Annotated in this window: 26 protein-coding genes; 21 read left to right on the forward strand and 5 right to left on the reverse strand. The window is 43.4% G+C overall.

Features of this window, described 5'->3' with window-relative positions; translation table 11 throughout:
- The first annotated feature begins 89 nt into the window (after window positions 1-89).
- The 14 genes from Q0E03_RS04640 (at window position 90) to rplT (ending at window position 12,200) form a co-directional block, all read left to right on the forward strand.
- Window positions 90-917, forward strand: a complete 828-nt coding sequence (locus Q0E03_RS04640) for a F0F1 ATP synthase subunit A (RefSeq protein ID WP_297129844.1) — start codon at window positions 90-92, stop codon at window positions 915-917.
- Between the two features lie 39 nt (window positions 918-956).
- Window positions 957-1,184, forward strand: coding sequence for an ATP synthase F0 subunit C (gene atpE / locus Q0E03_RS04645; RefSeq protein ID WP_078768842.1), 228 nt, complete (start codon window positions 957-959; stop codon window positions 1,182-1,184).
- A gap of 36 nt (window positions 1,185-1,220) precedes the next feature.
- A complete protein-coding gene (gene atpF, locus Q0E03_RS04650) occupies window positions 1,221-1,703 on the forward strand; it encodes a F0F1 ATP synthase subunit B (protein WP_078768843.1) in 483 nt (160 codons plus the stop codon).
- Window positions 1,703-3,721, forward strand: a complete 2,019-nt coding sequence (atpA, locus tag Q0E03_RS04655) for a F0F1 ATP synthase subunit alpha (RefSeq protein ID WP_297129848.1) — start codon at window positions 1,703-1,705, stop codon at window positions 3,719-3,721. Before atpF ends, atpA begins: the two co-directional genes overlap by 1 nt.
- Entirely contained in the window at window positions 3,714-4,610 is an 897-nt protein-coding gene (gene atpG, locus Q0E03_RS04660) for an ATP synthase F1 subunit gamma (protein WP_294837221.1), read from the forward strand. The genes atpA and atpG overlap by 8 nt, the downstream gene beginning before the upstream one ends.
- 26 nt (window positions 4,611-4,636) lie before the next feature.
- Window positions 4,637-6,019 carry a F0F1 ATP synthase subunit beta gene (atpD, locus tag Q0E03_RS04665; RefSeq protein WP_288527457.1) on the forward strand — a complete coding sequence of 461 codons (1,383 nt, stop codon included), beginning with the start codon at window positions 4,637-4,639 and terminating at the stop codon, window positions 6,017-6,019.
- A 12-nt stretch (window positions 6,020-6,031) separates the two neighbouring features.
- Entirely contained in the window at window positions 6,032-6,445 is a 414-nt protein-coding gene (locus Q0E03_RS04670; protein ID WP_297129851.1) for a F0F1 ATP synthase subunit epsilon, read from the forward strand.
- A 218-nt stretch (window positions 6,446-6,663) separates the two neighbouring features.
- Window positions 6,664-7,677, forward strand: coding sequence for an inositol 2-dehydrogenase (gene iolG, locus Q0E03_RS04675; protein ID WP_297129852.1), 1,014 nt, complete (start codon window positions 6,664-6,666; stop codon window positions 7,675-7,677).
- Between the two features lie 15 nt (window positions 7,678-7,692).
- Window positions 7,693-9,546, forward strand: a complete 1,854-nt coding sequence (gene iolD, locus Q0E03_RS04680; protein WP_297129854.1) for a 3D-(3,5/4)-trihydroxycyclohexane-1,2-dione acylhydrolase (decyclizing) — start codon at window positions 7,693-7,695, stop codon at window positions 9,544-9,546.
- 18 nt (window positions 9,547-9,564) lie between these two features.
- The gene (gene iolE, locus Q0E03_RS04685) at window positions 9,565-10,464 is read left to right on the forward strand and encodes a myo-inosose-2 dehydratase (protein ID WP_297129856.1); all 900 of its coding nucleotides are present in this window, start codon (window positions 9,565-9,567) and stop codon (window positions 10,462-10,464) included.
- 36 nt (window positions 10,465-10,500) lie between these two features.
- Window positions 10,501-10,848: a hypothetical protein gene (locus tag Q0E03_RS04690; RefSeq protein ID WP_297129859.1), complete on the forward strand. Its 348-nt coding sequence runs from the start codon at window positions 10,501-10,503 to the stop codon at window positions 10,846-10,848.
- 217 nt (window positions 10,849-11,065) lie between these two features.
- Window positions 11,066-11,590, forward strand: a complete 525-nt coding sequence (gene infC, locus Q0E03_RS04695) for a translation initiation factor IF-3 (RefSeq protein ID WP_297129861.1) — start codon at window positions 11,066-11,068, stop codon at window positions 11,588-11,590.
- A 24-nt stretch (window positions 11,591-11,614) separates the two neighbouring features.
- Window positions 11,615-11,812 (forward strand): 50S ribosomal protein L35, encoded by a 198-nt coding sequence (gene rpmI / locus Q0E03_RS04700; RefSeq protein ID WP_078768793.1) that lies wholly within the window; start codon window positions 11,615-11,617, stop codon window positions 11,810-11,812.
- A gap of 34 nt (window positions 11,813-11,846) precedes the next feature.
- Window positions 11,847-12,200 carry a 50S ribosomal protein L20 gene (gene rplT / locus Q0E03_RS04705; RefSeq protein WP_297129863.1) on the forward strand — a complete coding sequence of 118 codons (354 nt, stop codon included), beginning with the start codon at window positions 11,847-11,849 and terminating at the stop codon, window positions 12,198-12,200.
- A gap of 67 nt (window positions 12,201-12,267) precedes the next feature.
- Here rplT and Q0E03_RS04710 read toward each other — a convergent pair whose 3' ends face one another.
- Window positions 12,268-13,092, reverse strand: a complete 825-nt coding sequence (locus Q0E03_RS04710; RefSeq protein WP_297129866.1) for a hypothetical protein — start codon at window positions 13,090-13,092, stop codon at window positions 12,268-12,270.
- A gap of 107 nt (window positions 13,093-13,199) precedes the next feature.
- On the reverse strand, window positions 13,200-14,348 hold the full coding sequence (locus tag Q0E03_RS04715) for an ATP-binding protein (protein ID WP_297129868.1): 1,149 nt from the start codon (window positions 14,346-14,348) through the stop codon (window positions 13,200-13,202).
- A gap of 206 nt (window positions 14,349-14,554) precedes the next feature.
- Here Q0E03_RS04715 and Q0E03_RS04720 point away from each other — a divergent pair, with 206 nt between their 5' ends.
- The 6 genes from Q0E03_RS04720 (at window position 14,555) to Q0E03_RS04745 (ending at window position 19,954) form a co-directional block, all read left to right on the forward strand.
- Window positions 14,555-15,325, forward strand: coding sequence for a YdcF family protein (locus Q0E03_RS04720; protein WP_297129869.1), 771 nt, complete (start codon window positions 14,555-14,557; stop codon window positions 15,323-15,325).
- A 438-nt stretch (window positions 15,326-15,763) separates the two neighbouring features.
- Complete coding sequence (locus tag Q0E03_RS04725; protein ID WP_297129870.1) at window positions 15,764-16,507, forward strand: tRNA1(Val) (adenine(37)-N6)-methyltransferase; 744 nt, start codon at window positions 15,764-15,766, stop codon at window positions 16,505-16,507.
- Entirely contained in the window at window positions 16,507-17,325 is an 819-nt protein-coding gene (rsmI, locus tag Q0E03_RS04730) for a 16S rRNA (cytidine(1402)-2'-O)-methyltransferase (RefSeq protein WP_297129871.1), read from the forward strand. Before Q0E03_RS04725 ends, rsmI begins: the two co-directional genes overlap by 1 nt.
- The gene (locus Q0E03_RS04735; RefSeq protein WP_297129874.1) at window positions 17,322-18,200 is read left to right on the forward strand and encodes a radical SAM protein; all 879 of its coding nucleotides are present in this window, start codon (window positions 17,322-17,324) and stop codon (window positions 18,198-18,200) included. The genes rsmI and Q0E03_RS04735 overlap by 4 nt, the downstream gene beginning before the upstream one ends.
- 66 nt (window positions 18,201-18,266) lie before the next feature.
- On the forward strand, window positions 18,267-19,190 hold the full coding sequence (locus tag Q0E03_RS04740; RefSeq protein WP_297129876.1) for an alpha/beta fold hydrolase: 924 nt from the start codon (window positions 18,267-18,269) through the stop codon (window positions 19,188-19,190).
- Complete coding sequence (locus tag Q0E03_RS04745) at window positions 19,187-19,954, forward strand: TatD family hydrolase (RefSeq protein WP_367270229.1); 768 nt, start codon at window positions 19,187-19,189, stop codon at window positions 19,952-19,954. Before Q0E03_RS04740 ends, Q0E03_RS04745 begins: the two co-directional genes overlap by 4 nt.
- 48 nt (window positions 19,955-20,002) lie before the next feature.
- Here Q0E03_RS04745 and Q0E03_RS04750 read toward each other — a convergent pair whose 3' ends face one another.
- Together Q0E03_RS04750 and Q0E03_RS04755 are read right to left on the reverse strand one after the other, a co-directional pair.
- Window positions 20,003-21,049 carry an SIS domain-containing protein gene (locus tag Q0E03_RS04750; RefSeq protein WP_297129878.1) on the reverse strand — a complete coding sequence of 349 codons (1,047 nt, stop codon included), beginning with the start codon at window positions 21,047-21,049 and terminating at the stop codon, window positions 20,003-20,005.
- Window positions 21,050-23,161 (reverse strand): SpoIIE family protein phosphatase, encoded by a 2,112-nt coding sequence (locus tag Q0E03_RS04755; protein WP_297129880.1) that lies wholly within the window; start codon window positions 23,159-23,161, stop codon window positions 21,050-21,052.
- Between the two features lie 155 nt (window positions 23,162-23,316).
- Between Q0E03_RS04755 and Q0E03_RS04760 the strand changes: the two genes are divergently transcribed.
- A complete protein-coding gene (locus Q0E03_RS04760; RefSeq protein WP_297129882.1) occupies window positions 23,317-24,924 on the forward strand; it encodes an ABC-F family ATP-binding cassette domain-containing protein in 1,608 nt (535 codons plus the stop codon).
- Between the two features lie 360 nt (window positions 24,925-25,284).
- On the opposite strand, the gene Q0E03_RS04765 is transcribed toward Q0E03_RS04760, so the two are convergent.
- Window positions 25,285-25,986: a CHAP domain-containing protein gene (locus Q0E03_RS04765; RefSeq protein ID WP_297129885.1), complete on the reverse strand. Its 702-nt coding sequence runs from the start codon at window positions 25,984-25,986 to the stop codon at window positions 25,285-25,287.
- Window positions 25,987-26,001 lie beyond the last annotated feature (15 nt).

Raw genomic sequence — 26,001 nt, forward strand, 5'->3', positions numbered from 1 at the left:
AATTTCGTAGTTATAATGAGAGTAAAAGCAGGTGAAAAAAATAACAATCTTTTCAAACCTGCAAATATATGGGAAATGGAGGAATGACGATGACAATAGCACCAATTAGTATGAGCGTCGATTTGCAGGAAGAACTCCAAAAGCAGCTCAACATCGACGAAGTGTTCGGCTTTGATGTCAATGGCGTACACATCGGCTTTGATGAGAGTACGGTTGTTTCCTGGATTATAATTGTCGCTGTGACGATTTTGGCTATATTTCTCACCCGAAACCTAAAGGTTCAGGGCGAAATAACCAAGCGTCAGATGATACTCGAAATGTGCTATGAAAAGGCAGAAGCATTTTTCAAAACCATTATGGGTCCAAAGGTAGAAAGGTATATACCATGGCTTATGAGTATGGCTTTGTTTATCGGCGTGTCCAATATGATTGGACTGTTGGGATTCAAGCCACCTACAAAGAGTATGCAGGTAACTGCGGCTATGGCACTCACTTCTATCGTGCTCGTAGAATATTGTGCCTTTAAGGATAAGGGTGTCCTCGGCAGGTTCAAGCAATTCACAAAACCTGTGTGGATAGTTACTCCTATCAATATTCTTGAGGTGTTCACCAAACCGCTTTCACTTTGTATGCGACTTTTTGGTAACATCATTGCAGCGTTCACCATTATGGAATTAATCAAGGCAGTGCCGTTTATGAAGTTCGGATTTCCGGCTGTGTTCAGCCTCTACTTCGATTTGTTTGACGGACTGTTGCAAGCGTACATTTTCTGTTTCTTGACAGCTATTTATCTTCAAGAAGCTGTTGAAGAAGAGGAAGAAGAGCCAAAGGAAGCAAAGAAAATGCGCAAGGCTCAAAAGAAAGCCGAAAAGTTGGCTAAAAAACAAGCAAAAAAACAAGCTAAAGCTACGGCTTGAGCATATAAACAACGATTTATATTTTAAGGAGATAAAATTATGACAGGATCAATTATTGCAATCGGTGCAGGTATTGCACTTTTGTGTGGCATTGGCGCAGGTATCGGTATCGGTATCGCAACAGGTAAGGCAGTAGAAGCTCAGGCTCGTCAGCCTGAAATCGCAGGTAAAATTCAAACAACTCTTATTCTTGGTGCCGCTTTGTCAGAGGCAACAGCTATTTACGGCTTGATTGGTGCAATTTTGATTATCTTTATGGTAAAATAGTTCGCCGTTCATTATTGATTGAAAGGAAATTAACAAATGTTAAAGTTTGATTTTAATTTGCTTTGGACAATAGTCAATCTTATTATTTTCTATCTTTTGATGAGATTTTTCCTTATCAAGCCAATCAAAAAGACACTTCAGGCAAGAAAGGAATTGATTGATAATCAGTTCAAAGAGGCTGAAGATACGGTTAACGCCGCAAATGAAAAAATGGCTGATTATGAGGATAAAATCAAAAATGTCAACACCGAGGCAAAGGAAATTATTTCCGATGCAAGGGACAAGGCAAAGGTTGAATATAACAAAATCCTTGACAAAGCAAATAATGATGCCACAAGACTTAAGCAAGACGCTCAAAAGCAAATCGAGTTGGATACGGAAAATGCCCGCCGAGATGTTAAGGAAGAGCTTGCAAAACTTGCTATGGAGGCAGCACAAAAGGTTGTCGGCGAAAGCGTAAGCGCAAAAACCGATGCAGAGATTTATGACAAATTTTTAAACGAAAGCAGTGAAGATTAATGATTAAAAATCAAGATTTATATATCCAAAACCTGCTTTCAAATCAAGTCAGCGTGGGTAGCTTGGAAGATGCGTTGAGATTGTACAACAGCAGCGAGGAACTTCGTGAAACACTCAACAATCCAAACTATCCTGCCGAGGAAAAACAGCAGGTAATCAACGATTTGTTTGCTCCGTCCGTAAGAGAATTTTTGGGCGAGCTTGCCGAGAAGTGCCAGTGTGGCGACCTCGAGGAGCTTATTGAGGCATATATCGTTGAAGGTGACAGAAAAAAGAATATCGTTCATGCAACAGTAACTTGCATCAACCCTCCTGACGAAAAGCAACTCAAGGGTATTGAGGACTTCGTTCGTAAGGAAACAAAGAGCGAAAATGTTGTTGTTGACATAAAAAAAGATGCGTCTTTGGTTGGCGGTTTTGTAATTGCCGTTGAGGGCAAGGAGTATGACTTCTCTCTCAAAACAAAGATGCAGACTATCAAGGAGCAAATTCTTCGTACTGCCAAGGAGAGTACCGGAAGCAACAAAGAGGTGCTTGAAGTTTTGCGCAAGGATATTAAGTCCTTCAAAGATAATCTTCAGGGCGAAGAAGTCGGTCAGGTAGTCAAGGTTGGCGATAATATCGCAACAATCGTTGGACTCGGCAATGCAATGTACGGCGAAATCGTTGTGTTTGAGGACGGCACAAAGGGTATGGTTCAAAACATCAACCACGACTCAATCGGCTGTATCCTCTTTGGTTCGGATGAAGAAATCGAGCAGGGCACAAAGGTTAAGCGTACAAAGAGAAAAGCAGGCGTTCCGGTAGGCGACAATTTTGTCGGCAGAGTTGTAAATGCTCTCGGCGAGCCAATTGACGGCTTGGGAGATATCGAAGCAAGCGATTACCGCTTGGTTGAGCAACCGGCTCCGTCAATCGTTGACAGAAAATCGGTTTCAAAGCCGATGGAAACAGGTATTCTTGCTATCGACTCTATGTTCCCGATAGGCAGAGGTCAGCGTGAACTTATCATCGGTGACCGTCAGACAGGTAAAACATCTATTGCAATTGACACTATCATTAACCAAAAGGGCAAGGACACAATCTGTGTTTACAATGCCATCGGTCAAAAAGCGTCAACTGTTGCAAAACTTGTTAACACACTCAAAAAGAACGGTGCTATGGATTACACAATCGTTGTGTGCTCAACAGCATCGGATGCGGCTTCACTTCAATATATTTCTCCGTATTCGGCAACGGCTATGGCTGAATACTTTATGTACAAGGGCAAGGATTGCCTCATCGTGTATGATGATTTGAGCAAGCACGCTGTTGCTTACCGTGCAATCTCTCTGCTTTTAGGCAGACCGCCTGGACGAGAGGCTTATCCGGGTGATGTGTTCTATTTGCACTCAAGACTTCTTGAGCGTTCAAGCCGTTTGAGTGACGAGCTTGGCGGCGGTTCAATCACTGCCTTGCCTATCATCGAAACTCAGGCAGGCGACGTATCTGCATACATCCCAACAAACGTTATTTCAATTACAGACGGTCAGATTTATCTCGAAAGTGACCTTTTCTTCTCAGGTCAAAGACCTGCGGTTAATGTCGGTCTTTCCGTATCCCGTGTCGGCGGTGCGGCTCAAACAAAGGCTATGAAGAAAGCAGCAGGCTCACTTCGTGTTGATTTGGCACAGTTCAGAGAAATGGAAGTGTTCACCCAGTTCTCCTCTGATTTGGATGATGACACAAAGATGCAGCTTAAGTATGGTTCGGGTCTTATGGAACTTCTTAAACAGCCGCTCACACATCCTATGTCACTTGCACAGCAGGTTATCACTCTTGTTGGTGCAATCGGCAAGAAGTTTGTTGACGTGCCAAAGGACAAACTCAAGAGCTATCAGGGTGAAATGCTCGAATATTTTGAAAATCATCACAGCGACCTTGTTGCTGAAATCGACACTCAAAAGGTGCTTGATGATGATTTGAAGGCTTCAATCCTCGATGTGATTGATGAATTCGGAAAGGCAAATAATGGCTAATGCAAGAGAAATCCAGGGCAGAATAAAGTCTATCAAGGACACTATGAAAATCACAAATGCAATGTATATGGTGTCCTCGTCAAAACTTCAAAAAGCCCGCAGAGATTTAAAAAACACAGAGCCTTATTTCTTTATGATTCAAGACAGTCTTGCAAAGATTTTGGATGTTGCGCCGGAGGTCGGTTCGGTATATTTTGACGAAAGACCAAACAAAGTCGGCGATGACAGAATCGTTGCATATCTTGTAATTACTGCCGATAAGGGCTTGGCAGGTGCGTATAACCACAATGTTATCAAACTTGCCGAGAAGTGCACAGTTGATGACGGTTGCAACAATATGCTTTTTGTTGTCGGTCAGCTCGGCAGACATTTCTTTGAAAAAAAGGAAATTCCGATTGACATTAATTTCAGATATGCGGCACAAAATCCTACTGTTAACCGTGCAAGACATATCAGCGAAAAAATCGTTTCGATGTTTCTTGACAAAAAGATTGACGAGGTTCATGTTGTATATACAAAAATGGTCAATTCAATGACGGTTGAGGCGGTCAGCACTCAGCTTCTTCCGTTGAAGAAGGGCAGTATCAATATGCAAAGCAACGAACTTGTTGAGCACTATAACGATGCAGTATTTATGCCTGATGTAAAAACTGCGTTTGACTCGATTGCTCCAAGCTATATTGCAGGCTTTGTGTACGGTGCACTTGTGGAGAGCTATTGCAGCGAGCACAACGCTCGTATGATGGCAATGCAAAACGCATCGGACAGTGCCAATTCTATGATTAAAGATTTGTCCATTCAGTTTAACAGAGCACGACAGGCAGCGATTACACAGGAAATCAGTGAGGTTTGCGGCGGCGCAAGTCACGCTGCTCAAGAGGCTCAATAACAACCTTTCAGAAAGGTAATAATAGTATGAATTACGGTAAAATAACACAAGTTATGGGACCTGTTGTTGATGTACAGTTTGACGGAGAACTTCCAAAAATCAAGGAAGCGCTCGAAGTCGAAAACGACGGCAAGCGTGCCGTTATGGAAGTTGCACAGCATATCGGCGGAAACACAGTTCGTTGCATTATGCTTGCCGCTTCTGAGGGCTTGTACAAGGATATGCAGGTTGCCGCAACAGGCGATTCAATCAAAGTGCCTATCGGCGAAAAAACTTTGGGCAGACTTTTTAATGTTGTCGGCGAAACCATAGATGATTTGGAAAATTTGGATAACGAGGAGCATTGGTCAATTCACCGTAAAGCTCCGAGCTTTGACGAGCAATCGGACGAAGTAGAGATTTTGGAAACAGGTATCAAGGTTATCGACCTTCTTACTCCTTACCAAAAGGGTGGTAAAATCGGTTTGTTCGGCGGTGCCGGTGTAGGTAAAACCGTACTTATTCAGGAACTTATCACCAATGTTGCAACTCAGCACGGCGGTTATTCCATCTTCACAGGTGTCGGTGAGCGTTCAAGAGAGGGTAATGACCTTTGGAACGAAATGAAAGAGTCGGGCGTAATTAACAAGACTGCTTTGGTTTTCGGTCAGATGAACGAGCCACCCGGAGCAAGAATGAGAGTTGCCGAAACAGGACTTACAATGGCAGAGTATTTCCGTGACAAACAGCATCAGGATGTGCTTCTTTTCATTGATAATATCTTCAGATTTATTCAGGCAGGCTCTGAGGTTTCCGCTCTTTTGGGCAGAATGCCGTCAGCCGTTGGTTATCAGCCGACTTTGGCAACCGATGTCGGCGAACTTCAGGAGAGAATTACCTCCACAAAGAACGGCTCAATCACATCCGTTCAGGCTGTTTATGTTCCTGCCGATGACCTTACAGACCCTGCTCCTGCAACAACCTTTGCTCACCTTGACGCAACTACCGTTCTTTCTCGTAAGATAGTAGAAAAAGGTATTTATCCTGCGGTTGACCCTCTTGAGTCCAACTCAAGAATTTTGGAAGCTGATGTTGTAGGTGAGGAACACTATGAGGTTGCCTGCAAGGTTCAGGAATATTTGCAGAAGTACAAGGAACTTCAGGATATCATCGCAATCCTCGGTATGGAGGAATTGTCCGATGATGATAAGCTTTCTGTATATCGTGCAAGAAAGATTGAAAAGTTCTTGTCACAGCCGTTCCATGTAGCAGAAACATTTACAGGCTTAAAGGGCGTTTATGTTCCGCTCAAGGAATCTGTAAGAGGCTTCAAGGCTATTGTTGACGGTGAAGTTGACGACTTGCCTGAAATGGCGTTCTTCAATGTCGGTACTATTGATGACGCTATTGAAAAAGCAAAAACACTTTAATTGGTGATTTATATGAACACTTTTAAATTGAAGATTGTTGCGTCAAATCGCATCTTTTTTGACGGCGAGGCGCAAAGTCTTGTTGTGCCCGTTGCGGAAGAGGGACTTTGCGGATTTTTGGCAAACCACGAAAACACGGTTGCACCTATCGAATTTGGCGAAATGAAGTTCACGGATGTCGAGGGCAATGTGACAGAAGCGTTTGTCGGTTCGGGACTTTTGGAGTTCTTCGACAATCGTGCAAACCTTGTGTGCATTTCTGCAGAACTTCCCGAAGAAATCGATAAGCGCCGTGCTCAAGAGGCTGCCGAAAGAGCGGAAGAGGAACTTCGTCAACAACATTCGCTTGATGAATATTACCAAATCCAAGCAAATCTTTCTCGTGCGATGGAACGACTTAAAATTAAAAATAAGCATCAAATATAAAAGTTTAATACTGATTTTTAACAATAAACCGATTTCGTTTTTTAACGGAGTCGGTTTGTTTTTGTTTTGTGAAAATTCACTATGATACTGTGCCTAATTTTGTGTACTATTATTGCAGAAATTTTGTTGAAAACGCCAATACTGTATGATAAAATAAATTTGATATATCTTGATATATGCGGGGGAAACTCTGTAATTTCTACAAAAGGGGTATTGCTATGCAAAAACTAAAGGTGGGCATTATCGGTGCCGGAAGAATCGGACAGGTTCATGCAAAATCAATCACTTATCATATTCCGCAGGCGGAAATCGTTTCAATTTCGGACATTTATTTGGAAGGTGCAATGAAAGTTGCCGATGAATTGGGAATTCCAAACGCGTGTGCGGATTATCACGAAATCCTTAATAACCCAGAAATTGAGGCGGTTCTCATTTGCTCGTCAACCGACACACATGCAGACATTGCGGTTGAGGCTGCTGAGGCAGGCAAGCACATTTTCTGCGAAAAGCCTGTTGATTTGACCGTTGCAAAAATCAAAAAAGTTGTTTCTGCTGTTGAAAAAGCAGGTGTAAAACTTCAAATCGGCTTCAACAGAAGATATGACCACAACTTTGCCGAAATCAAACGCCTTGCAAATGAGGGCAAACTCGGCAATCTTCAAACAATTAAAATTACATCTCGTGACCCTGAGCCTCCGGCAATCGAATATGTCAAGGTGTCGGGCGGTATCTTCCTTGATATGACGGTTCACGATTTTGATATGGCTCGCTTTATCGGCGGTGAGGTAGAAGAAGTTTATGCCAACGCAACCGTTATGGTTGACCCGGCAATCGGCGAGGCGGGAGATGTTGACACCGCACTTGTTGCGCTTAAGTTTAAGAGCGGCGCAATCGGCGTTATTGACAACTGTCGTAAGGCTTGCTACGGCTACGACCAAAGACTTGAAGTTTTCGGTTCGGGCGGTCAGGCTTCTGCGTCAAACGACACTCCGACAAATGTTGCTTACATCAATGATGACGGCAATCGCACCGACAAGCCTCTTTATTTCTTCCTTGAAAGATATATGCAGTCGTTTGCAGACGAAATGAAAGAATTTATCAATGCCGTTCAAAATGATGTTCCTACAAAGACAACGGTAAATGACGGCTTGGAGGCACTCCGTCTCGGTTTGGCTGCAAAGTTGTCGGTTGCAGAACATCGTCCTGTTAAGCTTTCAGAAATTGAATGTTGATAACGGGGTGACGGTATGAAACGAGAAAGATTGACAATGGCGCAGGCTCTTGTCAAGTTCCTTGATAACCAATACATAGAAGTGGACGGAGTTGAGTCAAAATTCGTCAACGGAATTTTTGGAATTTTCGGCCACGGCTGTGTAGTCGGAGTAGGTCAGGCACTTGAACAGGGCGGCCATAACTTAAAATTTTATCAGGGCAAAAACGAGCAGAATATGGCTCTTGCCGCTGTTGCTTATGCAAAACAAACAGACAGAAAGGCGATTATTCCGTGCGTTTCGTCTATCGGACCCGGTGCAACCAATATGGTGACCGCTTGTGGCTGTGCAACGGCAAACAGAATTCCGCTTCTTGTCCTGCCGGGTGACACATTCGCTTGTCGTCAGCCCGACCCTGTTTTGCAACAGGCAGAATTTTTTGACAATTACGGCAGAACGGTTACCGATGCGTTCAAGGGTGTTTGCCATTATTTTGACAGAATTATTCGCCCCGAACAGCTTATGACTGCCTGCATAAACGCAATGAGAGTGCTCACCGACCCTGCCGACACGGGTGCGGTTTGCCTTGCAATGCCTCAGGATGTTGAGGGCGAGGCATATGATTATCCGGAGCACTTCCTCCAAAAACGAGTTTGGCATATAGACAGACGACCTGTAAGTGCTTCACAGCTTGACCGTGCAACACAGATGATTAAATCCGCAAAAAAGCCGATTATCGTTTGTGGCGGCGGTGTTAGATATTCAGGCGCAGAAAAAGAGCTTCAGGCTCTTGCCGAAAAATACAACATTCCTGTGTCCGAAACTCAAGCAGGCAAGGGACTTATTGATTGGAATCATCCGCTTAATTTGGGCGGTATCGGTGTAACGGGTGGCAAGGCGGCAAATGTTATCGGCAGAGATGCAGACCTTGTTATCGGCGTCGGCACAAGATTTACAGATTTTACCACTTCGTCAAAATGGCTTTTCAGCGAGAACAGAAAGGTGCTCGGTATAAATATTTGCCCATTTGATGCGTACAAAATGGACGCGGAGGCTATTGTTGCCGATGCCAAGGAAACTTTGACGGCACTTATTGAGTCGCTTGACGGCTATAAAACCGCATATACAACCGAAATTGCGGACGCCAAAAAAGAGTGGGACGCTATTGTTGACGAATATTATTCAACCGAGCTTGAGGGAGGACTCAATCAAACTCTTGCTCTCGGTATTATCAATGAATTTATGAGCGAGGGCGACATTGCTCTCGGTTCGGCAGGTTCACTCCCCGGCGATATGCAACGACTTTTCAGACCTAACGGCGTCAGAACTTACCATATGGAATACGGATATTCAAATATGGGATACGAGGTCAACGGTGCTTTAGGTGCAAAACTTGCAAAGCCTGAAGCAGAGGTGTACACTTTCTGCGGTGACGGTTCGTTTCTTATGGGTCACAGCGAGTTGTACACAGCTATTCAAGAGGGCTTGAAGATTAATATTTGCCTTTTTGACAATCTCGGTTGGGGCTGTATCGAAAATTTGCAAAACAATCAGGGCACAGATACTTTCGGTACGGTGTTCCGTGCAAGAAATCCAAAAACAGGTATGCTTGACGGTGACGAAATCGCTGTTGATTTTGCAAAAATCGCAGAGGGTTACGGCGCAAAGGCATACACAATTCGCACATCGGCAGAGTTGAAATCGGCTCTTGAAGATGCTAAAAAGCAGGAAAGACCTGTTTTGTTCGATATCAAGGTGCTTCCAAAAACCATGACTCCGGGATTTGAGTCGTGGTGGAGAGTCGGAGTTGCCGAGGTGTCAAAGAGCAAAAAAGTTGCCGAGGCTTATGATGATATGCAAAAACACATTGCACAAACCTTTGATTATTAACATAAAAGGAGAACTAAGATGCTTAATCCTAACAAAGTTAAATTGGCGATTGCGCCGATTGGATGGACTAATGATGATATGCCTGATTTGGGAGCGGAAAACACTTTTGAACAGTGCATTTCCGAAATGGCACTTGCAGGCTTCAAGGGTAGCGAAATCGGAAATAAATATCCGTCAGACCCTGATGTTTTAAAGCCTTATCTTGACATCAGAGGACTTCAAATTTGCAATGCGTGGTTCTCGTCATATCTCACATCAAAACCTTATGAGGAAACTATCGAGGCATTCAAGGCTCATTGCGACAAACTTCACAAGCTCGGTGCAAAAGTTATCGGTGCATCGGAGCAGGGCAATTCTATTCAGGGCGATTTGACAAAATCGATCCTTGACGAAAAGCCTTATTATACAGATGAGGAATGGGCTGTCGTTGCAAAAGGCTTTAATGAAATGGGCGAATATGCACGAAGCAAGGGTATGTATTTCACCGTTCATCACCATATGGGCACAGGTGTTCAGACAGTTGAGGAAATCGACAAACTTATGGAACTTACAGACCCTGAACTTGTCTATCTTCTTTTTGACAGCGGTCACCTTACATTTGCAGGTATCGACCCTGTTCCCGTGCTTAAAAAGTATGTTGACCGAATCAAGCACGTTCATCTCAAAGATGTTCGTCTTGATGTTTATAACAACGAGGTTGTGCCAAATCATATGTCGTTCCTTGATGCGGTCAGAGCAGGTGTGTTCACTGTTCCGGGTGACGGAGATGTGGACTTCAAGCCGATATTTGACATTTTGGAGGAAGCTGACTATGAGGGTTGGGTTGTTGTTGAAGCAGAGCAAGACCCGGCAAAGGCAAATCCGTTTGAATATGCCGTTAAGGCACGCAAGTATATTGCAGAAAACACAGGGCTGTAAATTCTCCCTTGATATTAATGAACAGGAGGGATAAGTATGGAGGATTACAATAATCAATATTATCAACCTAATCAAAATCCAAACCAACCACCGTATCAACCGCAGTATCAACAGCCGATTTATCATCAGCCGTATGACCCGACAACTGAGGTTATGAGTATCGGGGCATATATCTTAATGTTCGTACTCTCGGCAATCCCTGTTGTGAATATTATTTGTTGGATTGTGTGGCTTGTCAGTCCAAACACAAACAAAAACAAAAAGAACTTCATTTGGGCGCAAATCATTATGGTTGTTATTGCATATGCATTGGTGATTGTTTTAGCCACAACAACAAGCTTGGGAGTAAATTATCTCAATGATTTAATGATTGCGTTGTTGTAAAAATAAAACGCTGTGAGCTTTTGGGTTTACAGCGCTTTTTCTGCCGAAAATATTTGTAAAGAAAAAGTCTTGACAAACACCACGTAATGTGGTATATTATTTGCACAACAAAGCAGAGCGAATGTTCTCCCCTTCAGCGTGAAGTAAAAAGGGCAATAATTTTTGAGATTATTGAGTACAGGCGTTTTGCGTTTGTACTTATTTATTTTTTAAAGAGGTGTTTTTTATCAGCAAGGATGCTCCACAGCTCAACGGCGAAATCAGAGATAAGGAATTAAGAGTAATTTCTGATTCGGGCGAACAATTAGGCATTATGAGCGCAAAAGAGGCACAGGCACTTGCAGATGCAAGAGGCGTTGACCTTGTAAAAATTGCTCCTATGGCTAAACCGCCGGTTGCAAAAATTATGGACTACTCAAAGTATCGCTATGAGCAAACCAAGCGTGAAAAGGAAAATCGCAAAAAGCAAAAGACTGTTGAAACAAAGGAAATCAGACTTTCGCTTAATATTGATATCGGCGACTTTAATACCAAAGTCAACCAAGCACGCAAGTTCCTTGCAAAGGGCGATAAGCTCAAGGTGTCTATCCGCCTTCGCGGCAGAGAGATGGCTCACCCGGAGCTTGCCGAAACCAATATGCAAAGATTTGCTGAACAGCTTGTTGATGAAGCAAATATTGATAAAAAACCAAAGCTTGAGGGACGCCAAATTCTTATGTTTATGTCCCCAAAGACAAAGTAATTAATTTTAACGGAGGAAATAAATATGCCAAAAATTAAGACACACAGCGGCGCTAAGAAGCGTTTTAAGACAACTAAGAGCGGCAAGGTAAAGAGAGCTCACGCTTACACTTCACACATTCTTACTAAAAAGACAACAAAGCGCAAGAGAAATCTTCGCAAGACTGCAGTTGCAGATGTAACCAATCAGAAGCAGTGCAAGAGACTTGTTCCTTATAAATAAGAAGAACGATTAAGACTTACGGAGGTAATTAACAATGGCTAGAATTAAAGGCGCTATGGCGACTCGTAAAAGAAGAAAGAAAGTATTAAAGGCAGCTAAGGGCTACTATGGATCAAAGCACACCTTGTTCAAGACTGCTAAACAAGCAGTAATGAAGAGCGGTCAGTATGCATATATCGGCAGAAAGCAGAAGAAGAGAGATTTCAGAAGAATTTGGATCACTCGTATTTCTGCAGCAGCAAAGATGAATGGTATGAACTATTCATCATTTATGAACGGTCTCAAGAAGGCAGGCATCGACCTCAACAGAAAGATGCTCTCAGAGATTGCAATCGCAGACCCTGCAGGCTTCGCAACACTTGTTGAAGCAGCAAAGGCAGCACTCTAATCAATAACGATTAAACAAAAAAGCATCCGTAATCACGGATGCTTTTAGTTATGTATGATTATCAAATTTAGTTGTTGCTGACTCTGTTGAGGATGTCATGGAGGACTGCGTCTTTGTCAACGCTTTCGTCAACGGCAGGAGCAACAGGTGCTTGTGCTTCGGTTTCCTGAACAACTGCTTGTACAGGTTCTGCATTTACCTCTGCTTTTGGAGCAACAGGAACTTCAATAACTTCTGTTCTGATTGCCTTGCCCTTTGTTTCTGTTTGGAACGAATCGAAAAATTCTTTGTATTCCTCTGCGACTGCCTGTGCCTTGTCGGCGTTGGCGGTCTTGATTTGCTGAATTGAGTCCATTGCTGTGGCAATTTCTGTTGCCTTTTTAATCATTGCGTCTGTGTTTGCGGAAACTGCGTTAATCTCCTTTGTGAGATTTGTGAGCAATGCCTTGATGTCGGTATTGATGAGGTTGTATGCGTTGATTGCTTTTTGAGCCTCTGCTTTTGCTTCAGCCGACACATCCTCGATTTTCTGCAAAAATTCCTGTGAGCCTGCGGTTGCATCGTCGGTGATTTTTGCTCCGCTTTCGTATGCGGAATAGAAAATTTGACCGATGCTTGCGATGTAATCATTGTTTGATTTTTCGGTTTCTGCAAGCTTTTCGTCACATTCTGCAAGCTTTTTGTTGAGTTCTTCAACAACTTCGTTGAGCTGTGCAACTTCGTTGTTGAGTTTTGTGTTTTCGTTGTAATATTTATCAGCCTTGAGTGCGTTGTGCTCTGCAAGGTCAAGTGCTTTTTTAAGGATTTCGTTTTCGCTTTCAAGCTTTGAAACATATTCGTTTACGGATTTTTTGCTGTATCCGCCGATAAATGAGGACTTGAATTCTGCCATTTTTATCTCTCCTTTTATTTTCGGTTATAATATTATATCACAAAACCGCACCGAATACAATGCGGCAGATAAGGTGGAACAATGCCGAGGAGCACCTACATATAGATTTAATCATCATAGTTTTCAAGGAAATTGTGCTTTATGCCGTCCTTTTTGTAGGCAATTACGGTGTCGATATTTACATTTTCAACACTTCTGAAAATGTTGCTTTCAACTTGCGGATTGATTTTTGCCATTTCTCTAATCATATTTTTGATTTCCTGACGCTTTGATGAGGTCTCAAAGTCATCGGATGCACATTCCTCGGTGAATTTGCACGCACATTGGATGAAATGCAAATTGTTGTAGTCACGCCAACGCTTGATGTCGTCCTCACGGATGAGATACATCGGGCGAATAAGCTCCATTCCTTCAAAGTTTGTTGAGTGAAGCTTTGGCATCATTGTTTGTACCTGACCGCCGTAGAGCATACCCATAAGCACGGTTTCGATGACATCATCATAGTGATGACCGAGTGCGATTTTGTTGCAACCGAGCTCCTTTGCTTTGTTGTAGAGATAGCCTCTCCTCATCCTCGCACAGAGGTAACACGGCGATTTTTCGATGTGCAAAACCGATTCAAAAATATTCGATTCAAAAACCGTGATAGGTACATTTAACAGCTTTGCATTTCTTTCAATAATTTCTCTGTTTTCGGGGCTGTAACCCGGGTCCATAACAAGAAAAACAACTTCAAACGGGAACTTGTTGTGCCTTTTTAGTTCCTGAAAAAGCTTTGCCATAAGCATTGAATCCTTGCCGCCCGAAATGCAAACGGCGATTTTGTCGCCCTCCTCAATGAGTTTGTAGTCGTTGAGTGCGGCGGTGAATCTGCTCCAAATTTGCTTGTGGAATTTTTTGTTTATGCTCCGTTCAACATCTTTTGAACGGTCGGAGTCAACTTCTGATTCGCTGAGCATATAGCCGTAATATCCGTCCACGAGATAGACCGCACAAAAACCGCTTTCTCTCAATTTTTCGGCAGTAGGCTTGCTGAAAGTTCCGTTTTTGCAACAGATAATCAAGAGTTTGTCCTTTGGCAAGGTGTCGAGTTGTTCGTCTATTTTATTTTGCGGAATGTTGACAGCACCGTTTATTGAGCCATAGGCAAACGCTCTTTCGTCACGAATGTCAACAACAATGTAATCGCTACAATCTAACGACTTCATTTCGTTAACAGAAATTTCTTTGATTTTGTTAAAATCGTTTTTTGTCATACCGCACCTGCCAAAAGTAATTATTTTCACCAATATTATAGCAGAAAAGAGCAGAATTGCAACAGAAAACTCAATTTGCAGTTGTTGTTATGTTTTGCTTTATGACAGCAAAAGCACGGCTTTCTTTATCAAATCTTAGTTATTCCTTGGTTAGTTCTTTGTTGACTCGGTTATTTTGGATTGATATAATGTAGACGGTGATGGATATGAAAAAAGGGATAAGAACAATCATAGGCTTATTTGCTTTCGTGATTGCTGTTTTTTATATAGGTCCGCTTGTTACAACCGGCGAAATAAACATCGGTGTTGTTGCAGGACTTGGTGTTGCAGGTGTTTTGCTTTTGTATGCACTGTTCTATGATAAGGTTAATCTTGCCGTGAATAAGTTTAATTCAAAAGCTATAGGAAAGATTATCACTTCGGTTGTGTGTATTGTGCTTGTTGTCGGAATCGGCGTTGGAGGATTTGCGTTGGGAAATGTTGTGACGCATAGTGGCAAAAGCAATCACAAAACGGAATATGCTATTGTCCTTGGTTGTGTTGTCAGAGGCGACCAACCCGGTATTTTTTTAAAAAAGAGAATTAACTCGGCATATGAGTATTTAAAGGAGAATCCAAACTCTAAAGTTGTTTTGAGCGGTGGACAGGGTAACGGCGAAAATATTTCTGAAGCGCAATGTATGTATAATGAACTTACTCAAATGGGGATTGAATCAAGCAGACTTATTCTTGAGGACAAGTCAACTTCTACACAAGAAAATTTTGAGAATTCAGTAAAACTTTTAAAAAATAATGGTGTGGAAATTGATGAAATAACTGTTGTTACAAATGATTTTCATGAATACAGAGCAAGTAAGTTTGCTGAAAGAAGCGGACTGAAAGCATATCAATATCCGTGCAAAACCCCTTGGAACGGATATATGCCGTTTGCTACTCGTGAAGCGTTTGCGGTTGTTTATCAAATATATATGAATTGAATATCAAGCTCTCCAAAATGAAAAAGGGGAGCTTTAGACTGTCGATAAAGCTCCTGAACCACGCCAAAATATTCAACTGATTTGCCTCCACTTAAATGTAAGGGGTGCGGGTCTCCTGTGGAGACCTCTGCATTTTAATGCAGAAGCACCGACCGAACCGGCAGGTGAGACGGTGGCAACACGAAGTGTTGACGGTGGGGTTTTAAAAATGCTGTAAGTATCGAACTTACAGCATTTTTGGCGTTTTTCGTTTTTTGCTCAGTCGAGGTACCATCGTACATCTTCCTTCGCAAGAAAACGAAATTCAGAACCTTTCTCAACAGCCTACAGCGTGTTGGAAACACTTTTTCGACACGCTGATTGTTTTTGTTTTGTGCTTTTGCGTCAAAAAAGATAATATTCTTGTAATAAGATTGAAAATATATTATAATAATTTTTATGGAATATAATTATGAAAGACTGTCGGACAATATAAAAATCGCAGTCAGCCCCGACCACACTTTTGGCACGGATGCGGTGCTTTTGTCGCATTTTGCAAAGCCGAAATACAAGGACAAGGCGCTTGATATGGGCACAGGTTGCGGAATTATTCCGTTGTTGTGGCTTCGTGATGAGAGGCAGACGGATGTGCATTGTCTGGATATTCAACAAAATGCCTTTGAGCAGGTTAATGCTTCGATAAAATATAATAATTTGAACGGCAGGCTCACACCGCACCTTTGCGATTTGAGGAAAATCAACGAGGAATTTTCGGCGGAATGTTTCACCCTTGTCACGATGAATCCGCCGTACAAGCCGATTAACACAGGCTTTGAGTCGCTTGGTGAAAGTGCAAGGATTGCTCGCCACGAGGTGTGTTGCAACATTGAGGATGCAGTCAAGGCGGCTTCGTATCTGCTCACTTATGCAGGCAGATTTTGTATGTGTCACCGCCCGGAAAGGCTGGTTGATGCACTTGCGATTATGAGGCAATACAAAATTGAACCGAAACGACTTCGATTTGTGATTGACAAGCAGGGCGAAGAACCTTTTTTGTTTTTGGTAGAGGGAAAAAAGGGGGCAAAACCGTTTTTGCGTGTTGAACCTACTTTGGTTATCAAAAACGAGGAGAGCAAGTTCACTCCCGAGATGATAGAAATTTACGGCTCTTATGCCGACGGATACGAGGATAAAATCAGATAATGAGCGGAAAATTATATGTTGTGGGCACTCCGATCGGCAACCTCGGCGATTTTTCTCCGAGAGCGATTGAAACGCTTGAAAATGTGGATTTCATTGCCGCCGAGGACACGAGAGTTACCCTGAAACTGCTTAATCATTTTGGCATAAAAAAAGAAATGGTTAGCTATTTTGAACATAACAAAAATGAGCGAGGCGAGGCGATTATTTCTCGACTTGCAAACGGCGAAACCTGTGCAATATGCACGGATGCAGGTATGCCGGCAATTTCCGACCCGGGTGAGGATTTGGTCAGACTTTGCCACGAAAACGGCATTGCGGTGGAGAGTGTTCCCGGTCCGACCGCCTTTGCCACGGCGCTTGCAATTTCGGGTATGAACACAAGAAAGTTCACTTTTGAGGGCTTTCTCTCTGCGAACAAAAAGGAACGCAGGGCAGAACTCGAAGAGGTGCAGAACGAAAAACGCACACTTGTTTTTTATGAAGCACCGCACAAATTGACCCAAACGCTCAAGGATATGTATGAGATTTTGGGTGACCGTGAAATCGCCCTTGTAAAAGAAATCACAAAAATGCACGAAAGCGTTGTTCGCACAGATTTGGCAACGGCTTCGGCTATGTTTGATGAGGAAAAGCCAAAGGGCGAATTTGTTGTTATTGTTGACGGAAAAAAGGCGGAGGAAAAGGAAATATCGTTTGAAAGTGCGGTCGAGGAGGCAAAGCGTCTTATGGCAGAAGGAATGAGCACAAACTCTGCCGCAAAAGAGGTTGCAAAGGTGACTTCCTTTAAGAAAAACGATATTTACAAGGCTTTGCTATGATTTGTAATGCGTGCCCAAGAGGGTGTAATGTTGACCGAGAAGTGTCGCTTGGATATTGCAAAAGCCCTGAGAAATTTAAGCTTGCCCGTGCTTCGCTCCACTATTGGGAAGAGCCGTGCATAAGCGGAAAAAACGGTTCGGGCGCAATCTTTTTCAGCGGTTGCAATCTCGGTTGTGTGTTCTGCCAGAATTATGAAATCAGCCACGGATGCAAAGGCGTTGAGGTCAGCGATGACGAGCTTGTTCGCATTATGAAACGGCTTGTTGACGAGGGTGCAAACAATATCAATTTTGTCAACCCGACTCATTATTCGCTTCAGCTTTTGCGTGTGCTGGAAAAATACAAACCGCCTGTTCCGATTGTGTACAACACTTCTGGATATGACAGCGTTGAAACCTTGAAAATGCTTGACGGGGCGGTGGATATTTATCTGCCCGATTTTAAGTATATAAGACCTGATAAGGCTTTGAAATACAGCAAGGCGGAGGATTATCCGCAGGTTGCCGAGGAGGCACTTGCAGAGATGAAACGGCAGGTCGGCGGTGATGTTTTTGACGAAAACGGCATAATGCAACGGGGTATGATTATCCGTCACCTCGTTTTGCCGTCAAACACAAATTCGTCAATTTCGGTGCTTGATTATTTGGCGGAGAATTTTGGAGATACATACATTTCGGTTATGGCGCAGTATGTGCCGTGTGGGGATTTAACCGAATACAAAGAAATCAACAGACGCCTTACACAAAGGGAATACGACAAGGTGGTAAATCATATTTTCGACCTCGGACTTCAAAAGATTTTTGTGCAGGAACTTGAGTCTGCGGTGACAGACTACATTCCCGATTTTGATTTGACGGGTGTGGTTGATTTTTAGCACTTTATCTGCTAAAATATTTTTTAATGGAGTAAAAAATATTTATTATATAAAAGGGGTTTTATTATGATAAAGAAAGAGTACACTTACAAAAGTGCTTCAGGCATTTGTGACATCAAGGCTTGGCAGTTCGCACCCGAGGGCGAAGTAAAGGCTGTTATTCAGATGCACCACGGTATGGCTGAACATACAAACAGGTATCGCAATTTTATTTCTGCGTTTACCGACAAGGGCTATGCGATTTTCATCAACGATATGCTCGGTCACGGTCAGTCGAATGATGACAAGGATTTGCTTGGCTATTTTGGCGACAAGGACGGCTACAAGAACATCCTTGCCGATGCAAAGGCTCTTACAGACATTGCAAAAAAAGAATATCCCGACAAGAAGTTCCTTATCGCAGGTCACTCAATGGGCTCACTTATTATGAGATGCTACATCAACGAGTACGGCAATGATTTTGACGGTGCTGTGTTTATCGGCACGGCAGGACCTACTCCGCTTGCAAAGATTGGTATTCCGATTATGAAATTGATTGCAGGCATCAAGGGCAAAAAGTATCACAGTCAGTTCCTCAACAATCTTTCTCTCGGCGCATACGACAAGCCGTTTGAGCACAGAACCCACTATGATTGGGGTATGAGAGATACAAAAGAGGTTGACGAATATGTTGCAGACCCGCTTTGCGGATTTCTCTTTACCGTTGCAGGCTTTATGGATTTGAGCCAGCTCACAATTCAGTGCAATGAGGACAGATGGTTCAACAATGTTGCAAAGGATAAGCCGGTTCTTTTGATGTCGGGCGATATGGACCCTGTCGGAAATTACGGCAAGGGCGTAAAGGAAGTTTATCAAAAGCTTCTTGACACAGACCACAAAAATGTCACACTCAAGCTTTATCCTGAGGCTCGCCACGAGATTCTCAACGAGATTAACAAGCAAGAGGTTTATGACGATTTAGACAAATGGATTGAGGAGAATGTTCTTTGATTTACAAAAACATTTTTGACACACATTCTCATTATGACGATGAGGCTTTTGACAGCGACCGTGACGAGTTGATTTTGTCGCTTTGGGACAAGGGCGTTGTCGGTGTTGTCAGCTGTGGATGTGATATTCCGTCAACGGCGGCAAATCAAAATTTGGCGCATAGATTTGATGATTTTTATTTTGCAGCAGGCTTTCACCCCGAAAATTTGGAGGAATACGACATTGACGATTTGAGCCTCCTTGATGAATATTTGAGTGATGGAAAGTGCGTTGCAGTCGGCGAAATCGGACTTGATTATCATTGGATGGAATCGACCAAGGAAAAGCAAAAGGCTTTTTTTGAAGCACAGATTGAAATTGCCAAGAACCACGATTTGCCTGTGATTGTGCACGACAGAGAGGCTCACGGCGACACTCTCGATATTCTCAAAGCAACCAAGCCGAAAGGTGTTTTGCATTGCTTTTCGGGTTCAAAGGAGATGGCGAGGGAGATTATCAAGCTTGGTATGTACATCGGCTTGAACGGCGTGGCAACATTCAAAAACGCTCGTAAGAGTTTGGAAGTTGTCAAGGAAATTCCGCTTGACCGCCTTGTGCTCGAAACGGATTGTCCGTATCTTGCTCCCGAACCTCACCGTGGCAAACGCAACGATTCGTCCTACATTCCTTTCATAGCGGAACGAATAGGCGAAGTGCTCGGAAAGTCGGCACAGGAAATACTTGATGTAACACATCGAAACGCATTAAATTTGTATAATTTATAAAAACAATACGCAACGACTTTGTAATAAAGCAGTTGCGTATTTCTTATTTTATGCAGTTTTTTCGGGTGCAAGACTGACATCAAGTTCAAGGATTGTTTGCTGAAGCACGGTCGCAAGGGTGATGGGGTTGAACAGCGGAATGCTGTCGTCAACCGTCACCGTGCCGTCCGTGATTTCGCAGTCTTGCGCAATGTTTTTTGTTGTGTAAATTACCGTGTCAGCGCAGGAATATTTGATTGCGTCAATGTACGGCATAACAATCGGCATTGATGCGCTGTTGCTGATAATCGGCACAATCAATGTGTTTTTCAGTTCAAGACAGCTTTGCGCAATGTCGTATATCGGCAGGGCAAAGGCGGTTTTTCCTGCAATCAGCCTGAATTTTTCCGCAACTGCTTGCGCCAACGCTTCGTCTGTTGAATATCCGCAGAACACGATGTTGTCGAATTTTCCAATGAAATCAGCGACATTTTGCAATTCTTTTTCGCTGTTCGGTGTGAACGACAGCTTGCCCGGGAGCATTTGTGCAAGTCGCAGCGAAACGCTCATATTGATTTTTGACATACACCCGAGCGCTTCACCGAGATACATCGAAAGCATTGCAACGGCAAGGTATTCGTTTTGGAATGTGCACAGGCTCGTGTCGCAATCGGTGAGGTGCACCTTGCTTTTGCACATTTTTGCAAGGGTCGAGTCCTTTGCCGTCACCGCCACAACTTTTGCGCCGTTGACCAACGCTCGCTTCACCGCAGAGATTGTGTCGTCGCTTTCTCCGCTTTGCGAAATTGCTACGACAAGTGCATCACGGTACAGCACGCCTCTTGTGCCTTTCAGCAATGCCGATGGGATTGCATAGGTCGGCAGTTCGGTGAGCATTTCGGTGTTGTGCGCCATTGCCTGTGCGGTGCAAAACGATTGCCCCGAGCCTGTCAGGATTATTTCCGACAAGCCTTTTATTGCGTGCCTGCTCATTTTCAATGTCGGCAAAAAGAGTTTGTCTTTTTGTATCACTTCGTTCAAAAAATTTCTTATCGACTGTGCAACCTCGCTTATGTCGTTTTCGTACAAATTGCCGAGTCCCAAATTATCAGTCATTCAGTTTCGCTCCAATCTTGCAAAAATTATACTCATATCGTCTGCTTTTTTGTCTTTCATTTCCTCTTTTGCACAGTTCAAAATGTAGTCAGCACCCTCTTGCACGCCGTTCGGCATATCGGATATTGCGTCTTTGAGCCATCTTTCTCCCAGGTCGGTTATGCCGTCACTCATCAAAATTATGCTGTCGCCGAGGCTCAAAACCGCCGTTCGCTTTGCAAATTCTATGCCTCGCAAAATTCCTGCCGGCATAGAGGTCAACTCGCATTTCGTCAGCCTGCCGTCTTTGATGATGTAGCTTGCCGGTGCACCTGCTTTGAACAGTTCGCACTTTCCTGTGAAAAGGTCGATGTTTGCAATGTCAAGCGTTGCAAGGCTTTCGTCATTGGATTTGACAAGCAGGGCGGAGTTGACGATTTTCAGCGCCGAATCAAATCCAAATCCCGAATTGATGAGTTTTGACAAAAGTCCTGCACCCATCGCACCGTCAAGTGCCGCACGACTGCCTTTGCCCATTCCGTCACTTATAATAAGTATGGAATGACCTTTGCTGTCGTTGATAATTTTCACCGTGTCACCGCACAGTTCGCCCTCTGCACTGAATTGTGCAAAGCCGACTTCAAGCGAATAATTCGGTTTTTCGGAAAAAGAAAGCATACTTTCATTTTTGAAGTTTGTGATTCTGCCCGTGTCAAAGTATCGGTTGCAGATTTTGCCTATTTCGTTTTTCAGTTCAATTCCCGTCAATTCCGCACTTGATGACGAAAGCAGAATTTCAACCCTCATTCTGCCGTACTTATCAACTATTGCGGAAATATTTGTCGGATAAATTTCGTATTCGCCGAGCAGTCGCCTGATTTTGTTGCTTGCGTTGCAGTCAAAGATTTCTGCTTCGTCAAATTCTTTTGCAAGGTCGTTCAGCATGCCCGATATTGAAATGAATTGGTCGGATGCAACCATTCGGATTTGGTTTGTTTTTTCAAGAATAATCTCCCTCGTGATGTATTCGGTGTCACTCATTGTGTCACGCATTGCCTCGTTTTGCCTGCGTGTCACATCGTTTATTCGTTCTCGCACTTCGTCCACGCTGTCCGATATTGCTGACATCGCATTGGATGCAAATCGCAGTTTCAGTACAAGGTTTTGTCGCAGAGTGCCGTCCGGCGGCAAGTCTGTTCCGAGGTCAAAAAATTTCTCGATTTTGTCGGTTATCCCTGTCGGCATCAGCACGAAAATCAGCGAGCCGATTATTCCGTCAAGAAACAGCGATAACCCCACTTCTTCGCCTGTGGCAATCGAAAAGAAAGTGATTGACGCCAAAAATGCACCTGCCGTTGAGAATATTGAAGCGCTTGAAAACAATCCTGCAACGAGCGTTGAAAATCCGAAAGCACCGCATAAAAACAATGCTTCTTTGCTGTGCACTCCGAGAACGAATCCGAGCGACAGCGACAAAATCATTCCGAGCCGTTCGCCTGCATAGTAGGTGGTGGTCAGCACCAAAACAACGGCGATTATTCTTATCGGATAGAGTCGCCAAATTGCTACATTGCCGAGGCTTAAAAACAAGGTCGACACGGATATAATTATGTATGCAAGCTCCGAAATCGGCAGTGCTTTGAATCTCATTTGGCGAAGATTTGCGTTTATTCCTTTGTAGTAGCAGTAGGTCACGCCTGCGCTCAACATCGTTTCTGCCAAGAGGAGAAAATATGCCTCACTGCCTGACGAAAGCCTGATGTTTACAAATATTCCCGTTGAGAGAATTGACACCGTGCCGATGATAATTGAAAACAGCGGGTTGTGGTATGCGTCAAGCAGGTCAATCAAAAACGCACCGAGCGCCGTTAAAATCACAGCGCACATATATCGCATGTTTTGTGCGTTGAACCCTGTCAGCAGATAGCCGATTACAGCACCGAGCGCCGAAAATATGTAGCCTTTTTTTCGTGCCGAGGCGGTCAGCGCCACGCCAAAAGGCTTCAGTCCGCCTACCGCAGAGCCGAACGAGGTTATCAGTCCCGCAAAAAAATATCCTGCAAATATTCCTGCCCTTTTGAGCACCTCGCTTTTCACATTCTCCTCTAACCTTTTCTTGATTTTAACTTCCATATTTGCCTCTTTTTGTTGTTATTTCTCCTGCATTATATGGCAGTTTGTACAAAAAATATGTCGCAATAGGTCATTGGCTAAAAATAGGTTGAAATATATTTGCCGTTGTGATAGAATATTGTGGATTTTAGATATTAGAAAGGTGAGGGATAGATATGATTTCAGCAAATGATATTTCCGTTCAGTTTGGCGGTCGCTCTTTGTTTGAGAGAGTAAATGTCGCTTTTACACCGGGCAACTGTTATGGTATTATCGGTGCAAACGGCGCAGGCAAGTCAACATTTTTGAAGGTGCTCAGCGGTGACCTTGAACCGTCAAAGGGTGAGATTCACATCACTCCGGGCGAGCGTCTTTCTGTGTTGAAGCAGGACCACTTTGCTTATGATGAATACGAGGTTGTTCGCACAGTTCTTATGGGCAACCCAAGACTTATTGAGATTATGGAGGAAAAGGACGCACTTTATGCAAAAGAGGATTTCTCCGAGGAAGACGGCGTAAAGGCAGGCGAACTTGAAGCAGAATTTGCCGACCTTGACGGATGGAATGCAGAGAGTGATGCGGAATTTATGCTCAACAAATTGGGTGTTCCCGATGAATTCCATTATCTCAAAATGGCAGAGCTTCCGTCTGATTTGAAGGTTAAGGTGCTCCTTGCACAGGCTTTGTACGGCAACCCTGATATTCTTCTTCTTGACGAGCCTACAAACCACCTTGATTTGACAGCTATCAGCTGGCTTGAAAACTTCCTTTTGGATTTTGAAAATACGGTTATCGTTGTATCTCACGACCGTCATTTCTTGAATAAGGTATGTACTCACATCTGTGATGTTGACTACGGCAAGATTACTCTTTATACAGGTAACTACGATTTCTGGTACGAATACACCCAGATGCGTCAGCGTCAGGCAAGAGACCAAAACAAGAAGAATGAGCAGAAAATTAAGGAATTGCAGGACTTTATCAACCGTTTCTCTGCAAATGCCGCAAAGTCAAAGCAGGCAACTTCTCGTAAGAAACAGCTTGATGCTCTTGAAATGATTGAGATGCCTGTTTCGTCTCGCCGTTTCCCGTATGTTGACTTTAAGCCGGACAGAGAATGTGGCAACGATTTGCTCCGTGTTGACCATTTGACAAAGACAATCGGCGACCGCAAGGTGCTTGATGACATCAGCTTTGTTATTCACCCAAGAGAAAAAGTTGCTTTTGTCGGCTCGGATGTTGTTGCAAAGACAACACTTTTCAAGATTATTATGGGCGAGCTTGAGCCTGACGAGGGTAGCTTCAAGTGGGGTGTAACAACTTCTCAAAGCTATTTCCCAAGTGACAACAGCAGTTATTTTGACGGCGTTGACCTCACTCTTGTTGACTGGCTCAGACAGTACACAACCGAACAACTTGAGGCAGACATCAGAGGCTGGCTCGGCAGAATGTTGTTCTCAGGCGACGAAGCTCTCAAAAAGGCAAATGTTTTGTCCGGTGGTGAAAGAGTTAGATGTATGCTCTGCAAGATGATGCTTTCGGGTGCAAATGTTCTCATTTTTGACGAACCGACCAACCACCTCGACCTTGAATCCATTGCAGCGCTCAACAACGGTCTTATCCGCTATCCTGAAACTGTACTCTTTACTTCTCACGACCATCAGTTTGTAGAAACTGTGGCAGACAGAATTATCGAGATTTCGGGCAATACCTACATCGACCGCAAGGGAAGCTATGACGAGTTCCTTTCTACATTTGATGAGGAACAACTGAAACATTTATAATCAAAACAAAAGACTGTCGATAAAGCTCCTGAAACACGCTAAAATTATAATCAACCGATTTGCCTCCACTTAAATGTAAGGGGTGCGGGTCTCCTGTGGAGACCTCTGCATTTTAATGCAGAAGCACCGACCGAACCGGCAGGTGAGACGGTGGCAACACGAAGTGTTGACGGTGGGGTTTTAAAAATGCCGTAGGTATCGAACCTACGGCATTTTTGGCGTTTTTCGTTTTTTGCTCAGTCGAGGTACCACCGTACATCTTCCTTCGCAAGAAAATGAAATTCAGAAACTTTCTCAACAGTCTGAAAAGACTGTAAGTTGAGAGGCTTACAGTCTTTTTTACATATTAAGTATATTTGTTTATCTGTTTGTGCTCAATTTGTCTGCCAATGTCAAAATAGGAGAGTCGATTTGTTCTTCGCTGTTTTCCTCAACATTCATTGTTGCAAGGGTAAACTGATTTTGCACATCAACGGTGCGTGCCTTATCGGTCATAAATTTGTCCGAATTTTGATTTGTTGCGTTAAGGAGTTTTTTCTCCAATTTCTTTGTTACCCCGTTATTGTAGGTGTAAATATAACCGTAAAAGGTTTGTCCGTAGTGTGACGAAAGATTTGAGTAGGTTACTGTGTTGAAATATCTTCCATGCCAATGTGATTCTGAAAGAGTGATGCCGTTGTCGTCAATTTTTTCAACCACGGCAACGTGTCTGCTCCAGCAGGCAACTGCGCCGAGTTTTGGCTCACTTCCGTATTCGTAGTAGCCGTTTGATTTGTTGATGAAATACCAATCACCGGCGCTGCCGTGAGTGATAAGCGGTGCTTCACCGTTCATTTCGTAAATTCTGCCGTAGGCATATGCCACACAGTTTGGCATACCCGAGCCAACCTGAAAGTAACGGTTAAGCTCTCTGTTGTAATATGCGCTTGATGAACTTGGCGCTGTCAAACGAGGCTCATAGTCGCTGTCGTCTGCATAGCAAAGTGCAGGAGTAATGAGCGAAAGCACGAGGCTCATAATTATTACAAACGGAATTATAAGCAGGGTTTTCTTCTTAGTCATAGATGCCTTCCTTTT

This window comes from uncultured Eubacterium sp. (assembly GCF_934525195.1).
GTDB lineage: Bacteria > Bacillota > Clostridia > Oscillospirales > Acutalibacteraceae > Eubacterium_R.